Raw genomic sequence first — 16482 nt, 5'->3', positions numbered from 1 at the left:
CATATACAGAGAGAGGATAATATGGATTTTACAACACTAACCATTGAATTACTGAAATCATTAAGCAACGTAGCAGGTAGCTACGGTTTCGGCATAATAATTTTAACCATAATAGTAAGACTAGCATTGTGGCCGTTGAATGCTTCACAACAACGTTCTATGAGACAAATGCAACTTTTGCAGCCAAAGATGAAAATGATTCAAGACAGATACAAAAATGACCCACAAACTATGCAACGCAAAATGATGGAATTTTACAAAGAACATAAATTCAATCCTATGGCCGGTTGTTTGCCGTTATTATTGCAAATGCCTATATTTATTTTGTTGTACTCAGCTTTGATGAGCCCTCAATTTATTGAAATGGCAGGTAATGCAAAATTTTTATTCATAAACAGACTTGACGCTACCTTGAGAGGAAACGCAGGACGCTCTTATGACGGAACATTCCAAGTTTCAAAACACGATATGTTCACAATTAATAAAAATGTAAAAGTTTATATTGGCGACAAGGCATTAGATGATGTAAAAGTTTTAGACTCTAAAAAAGCACTAAAGACGCAAGGCGAAGTAGCCCCCGGTGAATCTATTGATTTCAAAATCAGCCTTGATGAACTTGATTTGAAATTCAGCCAATTAGAAAAAGTCAAAAAAGCTGATGCAACAATCGTCGACAGAACAACTAGAGAAGTCGAAAACGTAACGTTTACACGTGATGGTAGTATTTTAAAAGCGTCTGTACCTACAGCTGCCGTAAAACAATCTTTCCATCTTGATGTATTGTTGCTCGTTGTATTCTTTGGCTTCACAATGTGGCTTTCTCAAAAAATAATGATGGCGACTAATAAAAATGTCAAAATGGACCCTAACCAAGAAGCGATGCAAAAAACGATGGGTGCAACAATGCCGATTATGCTTACCGCAACATTTATTTTCATACCAATTCCGGCAGGTGTATTGTTATACCTAATCGTCAGCAATATCTTCCAAATCATTCAAACTGTTGTTATAAACAAACAACTTGAAAAAGAAGATATGAAGAAAAAGGAAGCAAAAGCAGTTGAATACATTGAACCAGACACAAAAGAATAACTTGAAACTTTCAAATTTCGATTATGAACTGCCTAAAGAATTAATTGCTCAAGTACCATCTCAAAAACGAGAAATGTCAAGAATGATGGTACTTGACAAGTGTTTAAAGACAGTTAAAGATGAACATTTCTTTAATATAATTGATGAACTTACAGAAAATGACTTGCTCGTTATGAATAATACAAAAGTTATTCCTGCAAGAATTTTTGCCCAAAAAGAAACCGGTGCTCACATTGAAATTTTCTTAGCAAAAGAAACAGAACCCGATGTTTGGGAAGCTTTAATCAAACCCTCAAAACGTGTAAAAGCAGGCATGGTACTAAAAGTTTCAGATGAGCTTTCTGTTGAAGCATTGGAAAAAGATGATGACAGCTGGAAAATTCGGCTTTTATATGACGGAAATATCTATGAAATTTTAGAAAAAGTTGGAAATTTACCGCTTCCGCCATATATCGAGAGAAAAATGACAACAGAAGATATCAAGAAACTCGATACTGACCGTTACCAGACAGTCTACGCAAAAAACGAAGGTTCAGTTGCTGCTCCAACTGCAGGCTTGCATTTCACAAATGAAATAATAGATAAACTTGAAAAAAAAGGTGTAAAACACTGTTTTGTCAATCTTACAGTGGGACTCGGGACTTTTAAACCCGTAAAATGCGACAATATACTAGAGCACAAAATGCACTCAGAAGCCTATGAAATATCAGAAGAAAGTGCAAGAATAATAAATGAAGCCAAAAAAGCAGGCAAAAACATTGTTGCTGTAGGCACAACAAGCGTAAGAACTTTAGAAACGGCAATGAAAAAATACGGCGAAATTAAAGCAGTAAAAGACGCATCTGAGCTGTTTATTTATCCGGGGTATGAATTCAAAATCGTGGATAAAATCATAACTAATTTTCACCTGCCAAAATCCACCCTGCTAATGCTGGTCTGTGCTTTTGCGGGGAAAGACTATATTTTTGAATCCTATAAACACGCTGTTGAAACTGAGTACAGATTTTTCAGCTATGGCGATTGTATGTTTATAAAATAAAACCTTATAAATATTTGTGAGTAAAGTGTTTTTTACCTGAGGCAAAATCAGCCACAATATCGCCATTTCCGACCATTTTATATTTGTATATTGTTAAGCCGTCCAAACCGACCGGACCTCTGGCGTGAGTTTTGTTGGTTGAAATACCTACTTCTGCACCAAACCCATAGCGGAAACCGTCTGAAAATCTGGTGGAAGCATTTTGATATACACCGGCAGAATCAACGTTATTCATAAAAAGTGTAGCATTTTCGCTATTTTCAGTAATTATACTATCTGTGTGCCCAGAGCCATATTTATTTATATGGTCAATAGCTTCTTTTATTGAGTCAACGGCTTTTATCGCAACGATTTTGTCACCATATTCAGTAGCCCAATCTTTTTCTATAGCTAAATCCAAATCAACAACTGTTTTTTTGCAAACTTCATCACCTTTGACCTTAACACTGTTGTTTCTAAACTCCAAAACCAAAGCCGGCAAAATAGAATTGATTACATTTTTATTAATCAAAATTGTTTCGACTGCATTGCAAGCACTCGGATATTGGCATTTTGAATCAACGCAAATCGGCAAAACTTTTTTTATATCAGCAGTTTCATCAATATAGATATGACAAATACCTTCAGCATGTCCCAAAACGGGAATTTTCGTATTTGATTGAATATATTTAACAAGTGAATTTGAGCCTCTCGGAATAATCAAATCAATGTAAGCGTTCAATTCAAGCATTTTTGCAACATCTTCACGTGTAAATAAAAGGTTAATAACATTTTTAGGGAAGCCATCAACAGACGCCAAAGCCTCATTTATAAGAGAGGCAATAATAGTATTAGTTTTTTGAGCTTCTTTGCCACCTTTTAGCAAAACCGCATTTGCAGATTTCACAGCAAGAGCGGAGATTTGAGCGATAACATCAGGTCGAGCTTCGAAAATAACCCCAATGACACCAATCGGACAAGTAACCTTTTTTAATACTAAATTTTCAGCCAATTCTTTTGTCCAAACTATATTATTGACAGGATCTTCAAGCTTTATCATGTCACGAATGCCTTGTATCATATCCCGAGCCTTGTTATCATCAAGTTTCAATCTATTATAAACAGACTCTGACAAATCGCCAGACTTGACCATCTCAGAAGCAAGCAATAAATCTTCTTTATTAGCATCAACAATTTTTTGTTTATTAATTTCTAACGCATTTGCCATAGCTTCAAGAGCCTTATTTTTTGTCTCAAGAGATAAAGAGGCAAGTTCAATAGAAGCATTTTTTGCATTTTGAGCCATTTGTTCAAGATTAAGCATAATTTTCACCATAATTAAAGTATAACAATATTGTCACGGGTAATAACCGCATCATAGTTTTTAAAACCCAAAGTATCTAAAATTTTGTCAGAATGTAAACCTTGAATTTTTTTGCAATCTTTGCAGTTGTAATTCGCAATCCCTCGAGCAATTTCTTGGTTATTTTCATCAAGAATACTTATAACATCACCCTTTAGGAAATCACCGTTTATGTCAACAATACCGATAGACAAGAGGCTTGATTCTTGTTCCAAAAGTGCTTTTTTTGCACCTTTATTAACAACTATTTGCCCTGTGATATTTGTTGCATAACCAATCCAGCGACGTTTTTCAGAAAGTTGGTCAGAAGGCAAGAACAAAGTTCCTACTTCTTTTTCATTGAAAACTTTTTTAATAATTTGCGGGACGGTACCGTTTGCAATAACCACATATCCACCTGAGCGAGTCACGACTTTAGCGGCTTCCAGCTTGGTTTTCATACCGCCTCGACCGCCCTTTGACGGATTTAGACCATATTTTTCAATACTTTCATCAACCTTGTCAACTTTGTGGATTAATTTTGCATTTGGATTTTCTTTCGGATTGTCATCAAAAAGCCCGTCAATATCAGATAGAATAACAAGCAAATCCGCATCAAGTTTGCTTGCGACTAATGCTGAAAGTTTGTCATTATCAGAGAAAGAAACTTTTATTGTATTGTGAATAGATTCTTCAAGCTCCTCGGTTGAAACAGTGTCGTTTTGATTAATGATAGGAATTACTTTTAAATTCAACAATTCATTCAAAACACTGCTTAAATTAAGATATTTAATTCTTTGGTCAAAGTCACTTTCTGTCAAAAGGATTTGAGCCGTATTGATAGAATACTTATCAAAACCGTGCTCATAAATAGACATAAGTTGACCTTGTCCGATTGCAGCACAGGCTTGTTTTAAAATTATATTATCAGAAGCATCGACGCCTACTTTTTTAGCACCTAATCCAACAGCCCCTGATGTGACAATAATAATTTCTTTACCCTGTTTATGGAGTTTGGCGATATCTTCCACAAAAGAATAAATACGAGATAGAGAGATTTCTTTATCTTCATTTCTTAACACATTTGTGCCGAATTTGAATACAAGTCTTTTTGCGTTTTTAATTTCATTCATAAGGTGATTATATATGAAACCTTAAGAAAATTAAAGTCTACGAATGAATTTTACAAGATTTTTCTTCAACAGCATCAAACGCAGGCTTACCTTTTATTTCACTAAATGCGATAGCTGGTTTGATAATTTTTTCTTCTTGTTTAATAGTTTTAAAGAAATCTTTGACAAGTACAACATTGTTTTGCAAACAGGAGAAGTTGTGTTCTTTGAGGAATTCTTCATATTTTTTAGAAGTCATCATATATTTACGATTTTGAATAAACAAATTGAATTTCTTTTTCCTGCGAGATATTTGAGAAATTGAAAAATTCAAAGCATCGGGATAATTTTCTTCATAAGGAGCCGGCAAAACGATATCCAGAAAGAAATTTTCATTATCTTCTGTTTGAAACTGAATAATACCTTTAATCCGTTTTGTTTTTGCGTCGCATAAAAGATACTTAAAATAACTGGTTTTAGATAAACCTTGAAAGAAAACATCATAAAATTCTTGTTTAACTCTGGCTAAAGAATATCTAAAATGAGGGAAAATTGCGTCATTATATAGCTCGCAGACTTCTTTTGCGTCAGCATTTCTGAAAGGTCTAAAGAAGTCACCATTTGTAGGTGTTTTGGAGATGACATATTCATTCATTTTCCACAAAGATTCATGGGAGCACAATCTAAACCCACACCCTTTTGAAAACAAATCCAAAAGTTCTTCATTAGAATCAGAAACCGTAACTCTAAAGGTGTTAGCCCCCATTGCACCAAATCTGGCAAGCACATAATCGACAAGTTGGCGACCTGCTGCAAACGAATTTTTTGCTAAAAAGAGGTTTTTAATATTCCACTTATAAGGATTCCCCGGGGCAGATTGAACAGAAATCATGCCGTTTAGCACCTTATTTTCTCTTGAAACAAAGGATTCCGGGAGTTTTCTCATTTTCAAGGGCAAAAAGCTCTGAAAAAATATAAAAGGGGATAAAAGCAGCAATTCAGAAAACGAAGGGAAATCACCAGATGCCACCATAGACATCATTTTATGTATTTCCACCATATCAATTAAGCCTAACTTTTTTAATTTCGCCATAAAAGCCCCTTTATACAAACATAATAGCTTTTTTTCAAGATTTAATCAACGCTTATGTAGCCAAAAGTTAAAAAAACATTAAAAAAGATTGAGAATAAAGCTTGATAACTTATAATATAGAAAGGTTAAAATAGAATATGGGGATAAAATGAAAAAACATAATAGACACGGAAATAATCCTTTTTCAAAAGAAAATTATAATGGAGAAAAACAAGATATGATTGATAATAACGAAGAAATTAATGAAGAGATAAAAGACGACGCAACTGAAACGCCTGACGAGGAAACAGAAATCCAAGAAGAAGCTCAACAAACAAATGACTCTGCCGACAAATTGCAACAAGATTATGACAACCTAAACAATCAATATGTAAGGCTCGCAGCTGATTTTGAAAATTTCCGTAAACGCCAATCTCAAGAAAGGGAATCCTTGTTAAAATATGGAACAGAAGAAGCATTGAAAAAAGTTATAGAAGTTTTGGACAATTTCGACAGAGCTCAAAAATCAATTGATGCAGTCGAAGATTGCGGAAAACTAAAAGAAGTTTTCAACATATTGCACAAACAAACAGTAGAGGCCTTAGAAAAAATGGGGCTTGAAGAAATAAAAACCGAAGGCGAAAAATTTGACCCTAACTTCCACGAAGCAGTAATGCAAACACCCTCAACAGAGCAAGAAGAAGATACAATAATAAATGAACTTCAAAAAGGTTACAAATTTAACGATAAAGTGTTAAGAGCTGCACTTGTCAACGTGGCTGTGCAATAATATAGATATACAACCACAATCAGAAGAGAGTTAAAAGTAAAATGAGCAGTTATTACGAAATATTAGGCGTAACAGAAAACGCCGGTAAAGATGAGATAAAAAGTGCTTTCAGAAAAAAAGCACGCCAACTTCACCCAGACGTAAACAAAGAACCAGATGCTGAAGAAAAATTCAAAGAATTAGGCAAAGCATACGAAACACTGATGGACGATGACAAAAGAGCCACCTACGACCGATACGGCGAAGATGGTCTTTCCAGTGCAGGTTATAGTTCGCAAGGTCCTTTTGACTATGGATTTGGCGGCTTAAACGATATTTTCGAAAGCTTCTTTGGTGGAGGTTTCGGCGGTTTTCAAGAACGTCAAGCTGACCCCAATGCCCCTCAACAAGGTGCTGACCTTAGATTAGACATTGAACTGGATTTTGAAGAGGCAGTTTTTGGGACTGAAAAAGAAATCAAAATTACACATTTGGAGCCCTGTGCTTCTTGTAACGGCTCTGGTGCAAAAGCAGGCTCTAAACCTACAACCTGCAAAACTTGTGGCGGAACAGGTCGTGTTCAACAAGTAACCCAAACAATTTTGGGACACTTTAGCCAAATAACGACATGCCCAAATTGCCATGGAACAGGTCAAACAATAACCGATCCTTGCCCTGAATGCAAAGGAAAAGGCAGAATTGATAAAGACAAAAAACTTTCTGTCAAAATACCTGCCGGCGTTGACAATCGCTCAAAAATAAGAATTTCAGGTGAAGGTGATGCAGGCAAAAACGGCGGACCATCAGGTGACCTTTACATCGTTCTTTTTGTAAAAGAAAGCAAAGATTTTATAAGAAAAGGTAACGATATTTACACAACATTAGACGTAAGCTTCCCCCAAGCAGCCCTTGGTGATAAGGTTTCCATAAAAACTGTTGACGGTGAAGAAATTTTAACTATCCCTCAAGGCGTAGAACATGATAAAATATTAACGCTAAAATCTAAAGGGGTACCGTTTATCGGACAAGAAAACAGACGAGGCGACCACCACGTTATAATAAAGCTTACAACTCCTAAAAATATGGCTGAAGAAGAAAAGAAACTATATTCAAGATTGTTTGAGATTTATAACAAAAAAAAGCCGTCTGAATCCATTATGGACAAAGTAAAAAGTGCACTACACAATTAATTACAGCTAACGGGTATAGAAATAATGAAATTATTTAATATTAAAAAAGTATTTTTTACTTTTATAGCATTACTGATAACTGCGGCAAGTGCTTTTGCAACACAAATCCCAATTCAGGTCAAAGATTGTATTTTCAAAACTTTTCCTGCAGCTAACATTAGATTTGACGGCTTGATTACTCTACCTGACGGAACCATATATTTGCCCGTCATTCCTGCTTATACAGACAAGGTTGAGAAACTTCAAATAACATATACTTACCCGAACAAAACCGCTTTTTCAAAAAAACCTGAAGTCATTATCTTCAATACAAATTATGCACTTTTAAAACTTGTAAAAACTAAAAACGGAGTTTTGACAGTTTGCCAATATCCTGAAATTCCTATTTCTATCAAAACAGGCTCACTGCCTCAAGATATATTGGTGCCAAAAGGCTTGGTACTACCTGAAACTTTGAAGGGTATTTTAGGTGATGTACAAATACCGCTTTTGAAATCTGCTAACGTCGTAAAACCGGCAGAAGTAGTTAAAAAAGCCCCTTTACCAAACAAAAGATTAAACACATTTGATAAAGAAGCTATTAATGCAAAAATCAAAAACAAAATATATCTCGTAAGCAATTATGACTCACAATATTTAAAAGTTTTCTCTGCTGATGTCGCAGAACCATTATATAGCTTAAAGCTAAGTGGCGTTTACAAAGATATGCAATCCGTTTTGAACGACCAATTTCTTTTAATTTTGACAAACAACAAAAAACAAATTGACGTTGTTGATGTAAAAAACGAGTATATAGCAAAGCAAATTGATTTGGCAGCAATTCCGAGCGAAATAATAGCGGACAACGCCCAAAACAAAGCCTACGTAGCAAGTTTAAAAGATAAATCTATTTTTGTAATCGATATCAACGGAATGCAAATTAAAGAAAAAATCAAAGTTTTAGGAGAACCTGAAAATATAGCAATCAGCGACAATGGCGACGAGTTCGTATATCACGATAGAGCCACATCAAATGTATATGTATTGAAGCTTGATGGAACTTATGAAAATAAATGGATTACAACTGGTGAAAACTTATCAAAAATCATTGCCCATAAAAACCATATTTATACAATCTCAAGAACCGCATCTGAACTAAAATCAACAGAATATGACCTAAACAAAGAATTTCCAATAAACGAAAGTGGGCAAAAAAAAGATATGTCCTTTAAAGAAGCGTTTATGTCAGGCTTTGACGTTGCAATTCCTAAAGGAGATTTAAAAGCTGACCCCCAAAAATGTTTTGCAACGGACGAAAAAACATTTAAAACAGGCGAAAAGCCAACTGATATGCTGTTATATAAAGACAAAATATATATTTTAAGTGCTCAAGAAAATGAAATAAATGTTTTTGATATAAACACTCAAAAAATGACCAAAACAATAAGACTTCCAATTTCAGGCTTTTCCAAAAGAATAACCCAACTCGGAAGCTCTAATCTCGCAATAATAACAAATGTACTAGAAAGAAGATACGTTATAGTTGACCTAGACAAGATGACAGCTTTGCAAACCGCAAACATAAATCTTCCGGTCAATGCTATAACTATCATTGACAAAAAATAATGGACACAATTACAGAACAAACTTTTGAAGAACTTGAAAAAACCTCAAAAAACTTTTGGAATATAGCAAGAGAAACCGGCAATTTTTTGAATATGCTGATCAAATCGGCAAATGCAAAAGAAGTCTTGGAAATCGGTACCTCCAATGGCTATTCGGGAATTTGGATAGCTAAAGCCTTAAAAGAAACCGGTGGACACCTTTCAACCATTGAATTTTGGGACAACAGACAATCTTTAGCTATAGAAAATTTCAAAAAATGCGGAGTAAATGACTTAATAACCCCACTATTAGGCTCTGCTCTTGATATCTTGTCAAATGACTTCGACAAAAAAATTGACTTTGCCTTTATTGACGCTAACAAAGGTGAATATATTAAATATTTCGAACTTATTGACCCGATTTTAAAATCAGGAGGTATAATAGCAGCCGACAATGTATTGTCCCATGAAACAAAAGTTAAACCTTTCGTTGACGCAATAAAAAACAATCCTGATTATCAAGTTGAAATATTAAATTTACCCGCAGGATTATTGCTTGCGAGAAAAAAATAAAGCAAAATTTTTGCCTAACGTATAGAATTTATTGTATAATTTGCTTATGGAAAATGCGATTATAAAATCAATACATGATGAAAAAATTTCTCTTGAACATATTGGCATTGTCTACAATTCAGACAATCTCAAATCTCAAGATACAATAAAAATCATAAGAAAATCATTGGACAACAGAGGGCTAAAATCAAAAGTATTCACAACAGACCGTTTAGACCCGAAAACGACCTTTGCAATTGTTGTCGGTGGTGACGGTACAATTCTAAGAGCGGCAAGGTTTTATAGCCAATTTTCGACACCTGTTTTCGGTATAAATTTAGGTAGATTAGGATTTTTATCCCAAGCAAAACCTGATAATATTGAATTTGCCATTGAAAAAATTATTGAAGGTCAATTTAAAATCGAAGAAAGATTAATGCTAAGTGCACTAGACGGCAAGCTTTCAGCACTTAATGACATAGTGATAAAAGGAGATAGTTTTTCCAGAACCTCAAGACTTTATGTTCATATCAACGACAAAATAGTTTGTGATTATTTAGCTGATGGGCTCATTGTCGCAACGCCTACTGGGTCTACAGCTTACACATTATCCGCAGGAGGCCCTATTTTAGTTCCAAGTTTGGAGGCTATAGTTATTGTCCCTATTTGCCCTCACACTATGAATGCAAGACCATTGGTGGTTCCTGCAACAGAAAAAATTCAAATAACAACTTGCCAATCAAGACCACGCTTAAAAATCGCAGCTGACGGACAATCCGTTATGAACATTTCATCTTCTGATAAAATTATCATTAAACAAAATAAATTTAAAGCAAAATTACTGCTTTTAAACATTGAGCATAACGGTTTTTATTCAATTTTAAGAGAAAAATTACACTGGGGAATTTCTTGGAAAGGTTAATATGATTAAGTCTATACGTATTCAGAACTACATATTAATCGACGAACTCCAGTTAGAGCTTGATAAAGGCTTTAATATTTTTACAGGCGAAACAGGAGCTGGCAAAAGCATTATCATCAGTGCTATTGACGTGTCACTGGGTGCAAAAGCAAATAAAGAATTAATCAAAAATGGCAAGGACCGTGCTATGATTGAGGTTGCACTAGAGCTTGATGAGAATTTTGATAAAAAAATCCTCACTGATAATGGGATTGATACCACAGAAAGCATAGTAATTTCAAGAGAAATCACCACTACGACTACTCGCTCAAGGATTAACGGGATACTCGTCACTCAAGATTTAATAAAAGAAATTAGAGAAAATCTTATCGATATACACTCTCAGCACCAGTCATATAACTACTTGCAGCCAAAGATGCACATAACACTATTAGATAACTTTGGAAACGACTCGCACAAGAATCTTGTAAACACCTATACTACAACATTTTCAAGTGTACAACAACTGCAAAACTCTCTAAATAAAGCAGTTTCCGCAGCAAATGCAACAGAACAACAGATAGATTTTTTAAAATTTCAAATAAAAGAAATTGAAGATGCCTCGATTGAAGATATCGAGGAAGACAAAAAACTTGAAGAAGAACTCGAAATTTTATTAAACGCTGAAAAGCTCAAAGAACTTTCCTACAGTGCTTATTGGGAACTATATGGCGAAGATGGAAACATAACAAATGCACTATCAAATACAAAATCAACTCTTTCTAAACTCGCAAATTTAGACACCAATACAACTAAATTTGAAGAAGATATAATAAATTGCCAAGAATTGTTGAAAGATATTGCCTACAAGCTCAAATTTTATTCTGAAAATCAAGAACCAGATGAACAAAAAATCAACGACATCCAAGAAAGAATTGACATTTTAGATAAATTGAAACGTAAATACGGCAAAATATCAACTCTTGAAAGCGTTTTAGATAAATATACAGAATTGACTTCAGAGCTAAATTCCATTGAATTTTCACAAGATGAAGTTTTAAGACTTGAAAATGAATTAAAAACGATTAATGCAAAAGCTGAAAATGAAGCAAAAGAATTAACCCAATCAAGATTAATTTTAGCTAAAACTTTATCAGAAAAAATAACGCAAGAACTAGAAAAACTAGAGCTTCCCAAAGTCAAATTTGAAGTAAAAATAGATAACATAGCACTTTGTCAAAATGGATTTGATAAAGTAGAATTTTTAATCTCAACAAACATATCTGAGCCCCTAAAACCACTTGCGAAAGTAGCTTCAGGTGGTGAAATCTCAAGAATTATGCTCGCAATAAAAACCATTTTTGCTCAAGCTGACAAAACTAATACCGTTATTTTTGATGAAATCGACACAGGAATTTCAGGCAAAGCCTCGCAAGCCGTTGCTGACGCAATAGTAGAACTATCAAAACATCATCAGGTTATTTCAATCACACACCAGCCAATTATTGCAGCAAAAGCAGATAAGCACCTTTATGTCACAAAAGACCAAGACAATGAAACGAAAATCAATGTCTACGACCTTCAAGGTGAAAACAAAATCAAAGGTATAGCAATCCTTGCAAGTGGTGAAATTAACGATGACTCCATAAATTTTGCAAAAAATCTAATGGGCGTTTAAGCCTATTTTATCTGGTATAAACCCGTGACAAACGAACTTTTAATCGACATAAAAGCTCATAATTTATAGTACCTAATATTTTTGCCCATTCATCTATAGAAATTGAAGACTCGCCATCAGTGCCGATTAACGTAATAACATCACCCTCATTGGCGTCAAGCCCTGTTATATCAAACATCATTTGATCCATTGTAATATTTCCGATTTGAGGGACTTTTTTGCCGTTTAAAATCCCATATATTTTATTGGATAATTTACGAGAAACTCCATCTGCGTACCCGATAGGAATAGTCGCAATTTTAGTTTCTTTATCGGTAATATATGTATGACAATAGCTCACTCCACAGCCTTTTTTAGACTTATGAACGTTGGTAATTCTACCTTTTAAAGACATTACAGGGTACAAATTGGGAATACCTTTAGAATCAGGGACCAAATCCGGCACAAAGCCATATATTCCAAGCCCAGCCCTAGCCATATTATAGTCAATATTGTCAAAAGCAATCATTGCGGACGTATTGGCACAGTGGATTAAGAGCCCTGTCGTATCAATCTGAGATATAACACTATTCCATTTTTCAAGCTGTTTTTCAAACCAGCCATGTTCTTCCGCTGCGGCAAAGTGAGTAAAAATGCCCCGTAAATCAATGAAATCACATCCCTGCACTTTTTTAATTAAAGCAACTGCATCATCTACTCCAACGCCTATCCTATTCATGCCTGTATCAATTTTGATATGAACTTTAGGTTTTATGCCTGTTTTTTCAAAAGTCAATTTAGAAGCATTGATATGTTCTTCATTAAACAAAGACAATGAAATATTGTGCTCTGCAGCATAGTCAAAAGCCCAAACAGGAGCTGCACCCAAAACCAAAATAGGAACATTTATCTTTGCTTCCCGAAGTTGCATACCCTCATCAATAGAAGCAACTCCCAACATATCCACACCTGAAGCCAAAAGAGTAGGCGTAAGCATTACGCTACCATGCCCGTATGCGTCTGCCTTAACAACAGCAAGCATTTTAGCGTCTTTTTTAGCAAATCGTTTCAATTCTTTTACATTTTTCTCAACGCAATCAAGGTTGATTTCAACCCAAGCATCTCTTTTTGTATTCAAGTATGATTCTCTATTAAATTTCATTACAAATACACTCTAAAACAGACTTATACACAACATAATAATAGTCTAAAAAGCATATAGTGCAAGGTCGTCATAAAAGTAAACAATGCATAAAATAAAGCTATATGATAAAATATAATTGTTATAAGAGGTAATTATGGACGAAAAAGAAAAACTTAAAATAATAGAAGAAATGCAAAAAGTAGCAGCACAAATGAAAGCTGACGATATTGAAGAAAATCCGGATTCTGAAACAGAAACCTTTGATTGCAGCTGTTGCGGAGCAACAAAACCATACGCAGGCTCAATCCAATATGGTAAACACAGGCTATGCAACGATTGCGTTCTAATCGCTGAAACCGGTTTCGCTTTGAAAAGACTCAAAAATATCGATGACCTTATCGAAAAAATGGAAGACTCCAGAATGGAAGAAATTTGCGATTTTATTAAAAAGGATGAACAAAGCCACAACAATTAACCATGACAAATTTAACTTACCTACAAGATAACGTAAAAAACGGAAGACTAATCAGGTGGCCCGATAACTGCAAAACTTTGACAGTTTATATCGCTCCATTCAAATGGTATGCCGCTCAAGGTGACTCTTACAAATATCAACAAATGATATTGCAAGCCATGCGTGCTTGGGAAGCTGTTAGTCAAAATAAAATTAAATTTAAAATCGTAACCGTTTTAAATGACTCTCTAATCAACATTGATTGGCGTAGAGTGGATAGAAAATCTCTCGGGCACTGCCATTATCATTATGACAAAATAGGCAGGCTTTACTCGGCAGAAGTTCAAATTGGTCTTTCTGACGGGCTTATACACGCTCAATATATGGACGAAAACGAAGTTTTTCACACAATTATTCACGAACTCGGTCACGCCATTGGGCTTGGGCACAGTCACAACAAAGACGATATAATGTACACCCCACACCAATACGGGACCGTTAATATCGGCAAAGGTGATATTGAATCATTGAAATGGCTCTACCGTTTCCCTTGCGGAATTCCAATAAAAGAGCTCGCACAAAGTTATTCTCTCCACTTGGATAATGTTGACGACATCGTTACTTATATATCTAAAGAAAACCCTCAATCACAGTTTGAGCAAGTTAAAAATTCCATAAACATTCCAGACAGAAATTTACTTGATGAACAATCAAGAATTGCTGAATTAAAAAAATACAATCTGTCTTTACAAAATATCAACATTCATTTGCCAAAGAATCCACCACTATCATAATAACTAATGCTTTAAAAAAATTTATTAACATGCAATAATAAAATCAGAAAAGCAGCCGGATAATCGCGTGACATTTGTCATGAGGAAAGTCCGAGCATCTTAGGGCAAATCGCCGGATAACGTCCGGTACGAGCAATCGTCAGGCTAGTGCCACAGAAAAGTAAACAACCTTATTCATTTAAGGTTCAGGTGCAACGGTAGTGTAAAAGACTACCAGCGGTATTGAGAAATATCGGCTCGGTAAACCCCGATTGGATGCAAGATTGACTAAAAGGTTAAGGTGACCCGCCATCTTTTGAAAAATCGCTTGAGCGTCAAGGCAACTTGGCGTCGAGACAGATGATTATCTAGAAACAGAACTCGGCTTATGAGCTGCTTTTCTTTTTATTGATTTAGTGTTTTTAAATGGGGCAATTTGAGGCTAACCTGCTTATTTGCATAATTTATTCGACTTTGACAAAAGATATATAATTTTGAGTTCTGCAAAAAAGTGTAAAAATATGTTTACAAAACAAGAAAATCAGGCAATTACAATACTTGATTATCTTTATTAGTTTGTACTTTATGGCAGGAAAATATGATAATCTCTAACAAAATAGCTATGGATACAATCAGAAAAATCGGGCGTACTATCAATGCACCCGAACAACGTGTTATCATAGGTGTTTCTGCTCTATTAACTCAACCCGTTATAGACCTGACTAACCCAAGAGCCGACAAAGACACGAAAGTCCTATCTGCTTCCCGCTCTTTGGGAAAAATAATAGCAGGAACAACAAGTGGATACTGCGTCAGACAATTCTGCACTTCTGAACTTTCTCGTTTAGTCCAAAAAGACAATGTCTTAGACCCGACAAAAATTAAAGAAAGATTAACTAAAATAATTAAACAAATGCAAAAAGATAACGTTAATCCTAAAAAAATCGAAAGTTATCAAAAAGTTCTTGCAAAAATGACCGACACCCTCGATAAAGTTCATCTGGAAAACTTCAAAAAAAATCTGGGTTCGATTGCGGCCATTGGAGTTATGCTATTTACAAACTTCTTATGGGATGCACCTGTTACTAAAACTTTAACCAACAAATTCTATAATTACGCCACAGGAAAGAAAGCCGAAAATGCAAACTCTTCCAACTAAATTATTAGCTCAATTATATAACTCTCACCAAGTCGACAATATGTTAATCGGACTTGGTGCTGTCGGCTGGCTCGTAAGCATGTTGGCTCAAGTTACTGCTGTTTCTTCAAACAAAAATCTTGACCCTAAAAAGAAACAATATCTTTTGTCTCAAGAAATAGCTGAAGGTACTGTAAACACTACTCTATACCTCGGTTTGACAACTGTTGCTTCAAAACTAATTAAATCAGCTGTTAATAAAGGAAAAATTTTAACAAAAACATCAATTGATGCAATTGACGAATTCGTTGCCAAAAACGGGAAGGCAACAAGAAGTGAAGTCCTTAATGAACTCTCTCAAAACGGAGTTAAAAATATTAACAATGTCTTTAAAGATTTAGACGTCTCCTCAATTAAAAACACAGCAGGTGACCTCGGTCTAATCGCTACAATTGTTGCTTCTGTAGTATCTTGTAACATCTGTGCTCCTTTGTGCAGAAATTTCGTTTCCGCTAAAATCCAAAATAAAAAAGGTCAAACAAACGCTATGCAACCCATTACAGCACCGTCTGCACCAGCTACAACTGCTCAACAACCCCTTAAACACAACGTTTTACCTAAAGCATATAACACAAACACTTTCTCTGCTTTTAACACAATTTCATTGTAGAAATATTACAAAATT

General features: G+C 34.9%; 16 protein-coding genes and 1 other RNA gene. 13 read left to right on the top strand and 4 right to left on the bottom strand.

Annotation, left to right across the window (positions count from 1 at the left end):
* Positions 1 to 21 precede the first annotated feature (21 nt).
* Positions 22 to 1092 (top strand): membrane protein insertase YidC, encoded by a 1071-nt coding sequence (yidC, locus tag PHV37_02240; protein ID MDD3236901.1) that lies wholly within the window; start codon positions 22 to 24, stop codon positions 1090 to 1092.
* A complete protein-coding gene (gene queA, locus PHV37_02235; protein ID MDD3236900.1) occupies positions 1061 to 2131 on the top strand; it encodes a tRNA preQ1(34) S-adenosylmethionine ribosyltransferase-isomerase QueA in 1071 nt (356 codons plus the stop codon). Before yidC ends, queA begins: the two co-directional genes overlap by 32 nt.
* Before the next feature lie 4 nt (positions 2132 to 2135).
* Here queA and PHV37_02230 read toward each other — a convergent pair whose 3' ends face one another.
* Genes PHV37_02230 through PHV37_02220 form a run of 3 tightly spaced genes read right to left on the bottom strand, consistent with a single transcriptional unit; the run spans position 2136 to position 5657 of the window.
* Positions 2136 to 3446 carry a glutamate-5-semialdehyde dehydrogenase gene (locus PHV37_02230; protein ID MDD3236899.1) on the bottom strand — a complete coding sequence of 437 codons (1311 nt, stop codon included), beginning with the start codon at positions 3444 to 3446 and terminating at the stop codon, positions 2136 to 2138.
* 2 nt (positions 3447 to 3448) lie between these two features.
* Positions 3449 to 4585: a glutamate 5-kinase gene (gene proB / locus PHV37_02225; protein MDD3236898.1), complete on the bottom strand. Its 1137-nt coding sequence runs from the start codon at positions 4583 to 4585 to the stop codon at positions 3449 to 3451.
* A 37-nt stretch (positions 4586 to 4622) separates the two neighbouring features.
* A complete protein-coding gene (locus tag PHV37_02220) occupies positions 4623 to 5657 on the bottom strand; it encodes a hypothetical protein (protein ID MDD3236897.1) in 1035 nt (344 codons plus the stop codon).
* A 148-nt stretch (positions 5658 to 5805) separates the two neighbouring features.
* Between PHV37_02220 and grpE the strand changes: the two genes are divergently transcribed.
* Genes grpE through recN form a run of 6 tightly spaced genes read left to right on the top strand, consistent with a single transcriptional unit; the run spans position 5806 to position 12309 of the window.
* Entirely contained in the window at positions 5806 to 6426 is a 621-nt protein-coding gene (grpE, locus tag PHV37_02215; GenBank protein ID MDD3236896.1) for a nucleotide exchange factor GrpE, read from the top strand.
* 41 nt (positions 6427 to 6467) lie between these two features.
* Positions 6468 to 7595 carry a molecular chaperone DnaJ gene (gene dnaJ / locus PHV37_02210; GenBank protein MDD3236895.1) on the top strand — a complete coding sequence of 376 codons (1128 nt, stop codon included), beginning with the start codon at positions 6468 to 6470 and terminating at the stop codon, positions 7593 to 7595.
* A gap of 24 nt (positions 7596 to 7619) precedes the next feature.
* On the top strand, positions 7620 to 9200 hold the full coding sequence (locus PHV37_02205; GenBank protein ID MDD3236894.1) for a hypothetical protein: 1581 nt from the start codon (positions 7620 to 7622) through the stop codon (positions 9198 to 9200).
* Positions 9200 to 9751, top strand: coding sequence for an O-methyltransferase (locus tag PHV37_02200; protein ID MDD3236893.1), 552 nt, complete (start codon positions 9200 to 9202; stop codon positions 9749 to 9751). Before PHV37_02205 ends, PHV37_02200 begins: the two co-directional genes overlap by 1 nt.
* Positions 9752 to 9797: 46 nt before the next feature.
* On the top strand, positions 9798 to 10652 hold the full coding sequence (locus PHV37_02195) for an NAD(+)/NADH kinase (protein ID MDD3236892.1): 855 nt from the start codon (positions 9798 to 9800) through the stop codon (positions 10650 to 10652).
* A gap of 1 nt (position 10653) precedes the next feature.
* Complete coding sequence (gene recN / locus PHV37_02190) at positions 10654 to 12309, top strand: DNA repair protein RecN (protein ID MDD3236891.1); 1656 nt, start codon at positions 10654 to 10656, stop codon at positions 12307 to 12309.
* A gap of 7 nt (positions 12310 to 12316) precedes the next feature.
* On the opposite strand, the gene alr is transcribed toward recN, so the two are convergent.
* Positions 12317 to 13450, bottom strand: coding sequence for an alanine racemase (gene alr, locus PHV37_02185; protein MDD3236890.1), 1134 nt, complete (start codon positions 13448 to 13450; stop codon positions 12317 to 12319).
* Positions 13451 to 13586: 136 nt separating this feature from the next.
* On the opposite strand from alr, the gene PHV37_02180 reads away from it, so the two are divergent.
* From PHV37_02180 to PHV37_02160, 5 genes are all read left to right on the top strand, one after another.
* A complete protein-coding gene (locus PHV37_02180) occupies positions 13587 to 13907 on the top strand; it encodes a hypothetical protein (GenBank protein MDD3236889.1) in 321 nt (106 codons plus the stop codon).
* Positions 13908 to 13909: 2 nt separating this feature from the next.
* On the top strand, positions 13910 to 14680 hold the full coding sequence (locus PHV37_02175; protein ID MDD3236888.1) for a matrixin family metalloprotease: 771 nt from the start codon (positions 13910 to 13912) through the stop codon (positions 14678 to 14680).
* Positions 14681 to 14727: 47 nt separating this feature from the next.
* Positions 14728 to 15064, top strand: an RNA gene (rnpB, locus tag PHV37_02170) — RNase P RNA component class A.
* Between the two features lie 193 nt (positions 15065 to 15257).
* Positions 15258 to 15818 carry a hypothetical protein gene (locus PHV37_02165; GenBank protein ID MDD3236887.1) on the top strand — a complete coding sequence of 187 codons (561 nt, stop codon included), beginning with the start codon at positions 15258 to 15260 and terminating at the stop codon, positions 15816 to 15818.
* Complete coding sequence (locus tag PHV37_02160) at positions 15799 to 16467, top strand: hypothetical protein (GenBank protein ID MDD3236886.1); 669 nt, start codon at positions 15799 to 15801, stop codon at positions 16465 to 16467. Before PHV37_02165 ends, PHV37_02160 begins: the two co-directional genes overlap by 20 nt.
* Positions 16468 to 16482: the final 15 nt, after the last annotated feature.

This window comes from Candidatus Gastranaerophilales bacterium (assembly GCA_028693235.1).
Classification (GTDB): domain Bacteria; phylum Cyanobacteriota; class Vampirovibrionia; order Gastranaerophilales; family Gastranaerophilaceae; genus JAQUVW01.
Note: the sequence above shows the minus strand (reverse complement) of the source record. Positions and strands in the feature narration are given on the sequence as shown.

Bases quoted from the DNA above. Each gene is read 5' to 3' on its own strand.
- PHV37_02200 (MDD3236893.1), top strand. From the start codon at position 9,200: ATGGACACAATTACAGAACAAACTTTTGAAGAACTTGAAAAAACCTCA.
- PHV37_02175 (MDD3236888.1), top strand. From the start codon at position 13,910: ATGACAAATTTAACTTACCTACAAGATAACGTAAAAAACGGAAGACTA.
- alr (MDD3236890.1), bottom strand. From the start codon at position 13,450: ATGAAATTTAATAGAGAATCATACTTGAATACAAAAAGAGATGCTTGG.
- yidC (MDD3236901.1), top strand. From the start codon at position 22: ATGGATTTTACAACACTAACCATTGAATTACTGAAATCATTAAGCAAC.
- grpE (MDD3236896.1), top strand. From the start codon at position 5,806: ATGAAAAAACATAATAGACACGGAAATAATCCTTTTTCAAAAGAAAAT.
- dnaJ (MDD3236895.1), top strand. From the start codon at position 6,468: ATGAGCAGTTATTACGAAATATTAGGCGTAACAGAAAACGCCGGTAAA.
- PHV37_02195 (MDD3236892.1), top strand. From the start codon at position 9,798: ATGGAAAATGCGATTATAAAATCAATACATGATGAAAAAATTTCTCTT.
- PHV37_02160 (MDD3236886.1), top strand. From the start codon at position 15,799: ATGCAAACTCTTCCAACTAAATTATTAGCTCAATTATATAACTCTCAC.
- proB (MDD3236898.1), bottom strand. From the start codon at position 4,585: ATGAATGAAATTAAAAACGCAAAAAGACTTGTATTCAAATTCGGCACA.
- recN (MDD3236891.1), top strand. From the start codon at position 10,654: ATGATTAAGTCTATACGTATTCAGAACTACATATTAATCGACGAACTC.
- PHV37_02220 (MDD3236897.1), bottom strand. From the start codon at position 5,657: ATGGCGAAATTAAAAAAGTTAGGCTTAATTGATATGGTGGAAATACAT.
- PHV37_02165 (MDD3236887.1), top strand. From the start codon at position 15,258: ATGATAATCTCTAACAAAATAGCTATGGATACAATCAGAAAAATCGGG.
- PHV37_02180 (MDD3236889.1), top strand. From the start codon at position 13,587: ATGGACGAAAAAGAAAAACTTAAAATAATAGAAGAAATGCAAAAAGTA.
- PHV37_02230 (MDD3236899.1), bottom strand. From the start codon at position 3,446: ATGGTGAAAATTATGCTTAATCTTGAACAAATGGCTCAAAATGCAAAA.
- PHV37_02205 (MDD3236894.1), top strand. From the start codon at position 7,620: ATGAAATTATTTAATATTAAAAAAGTATTTTTTACTTTTATAGCATTA.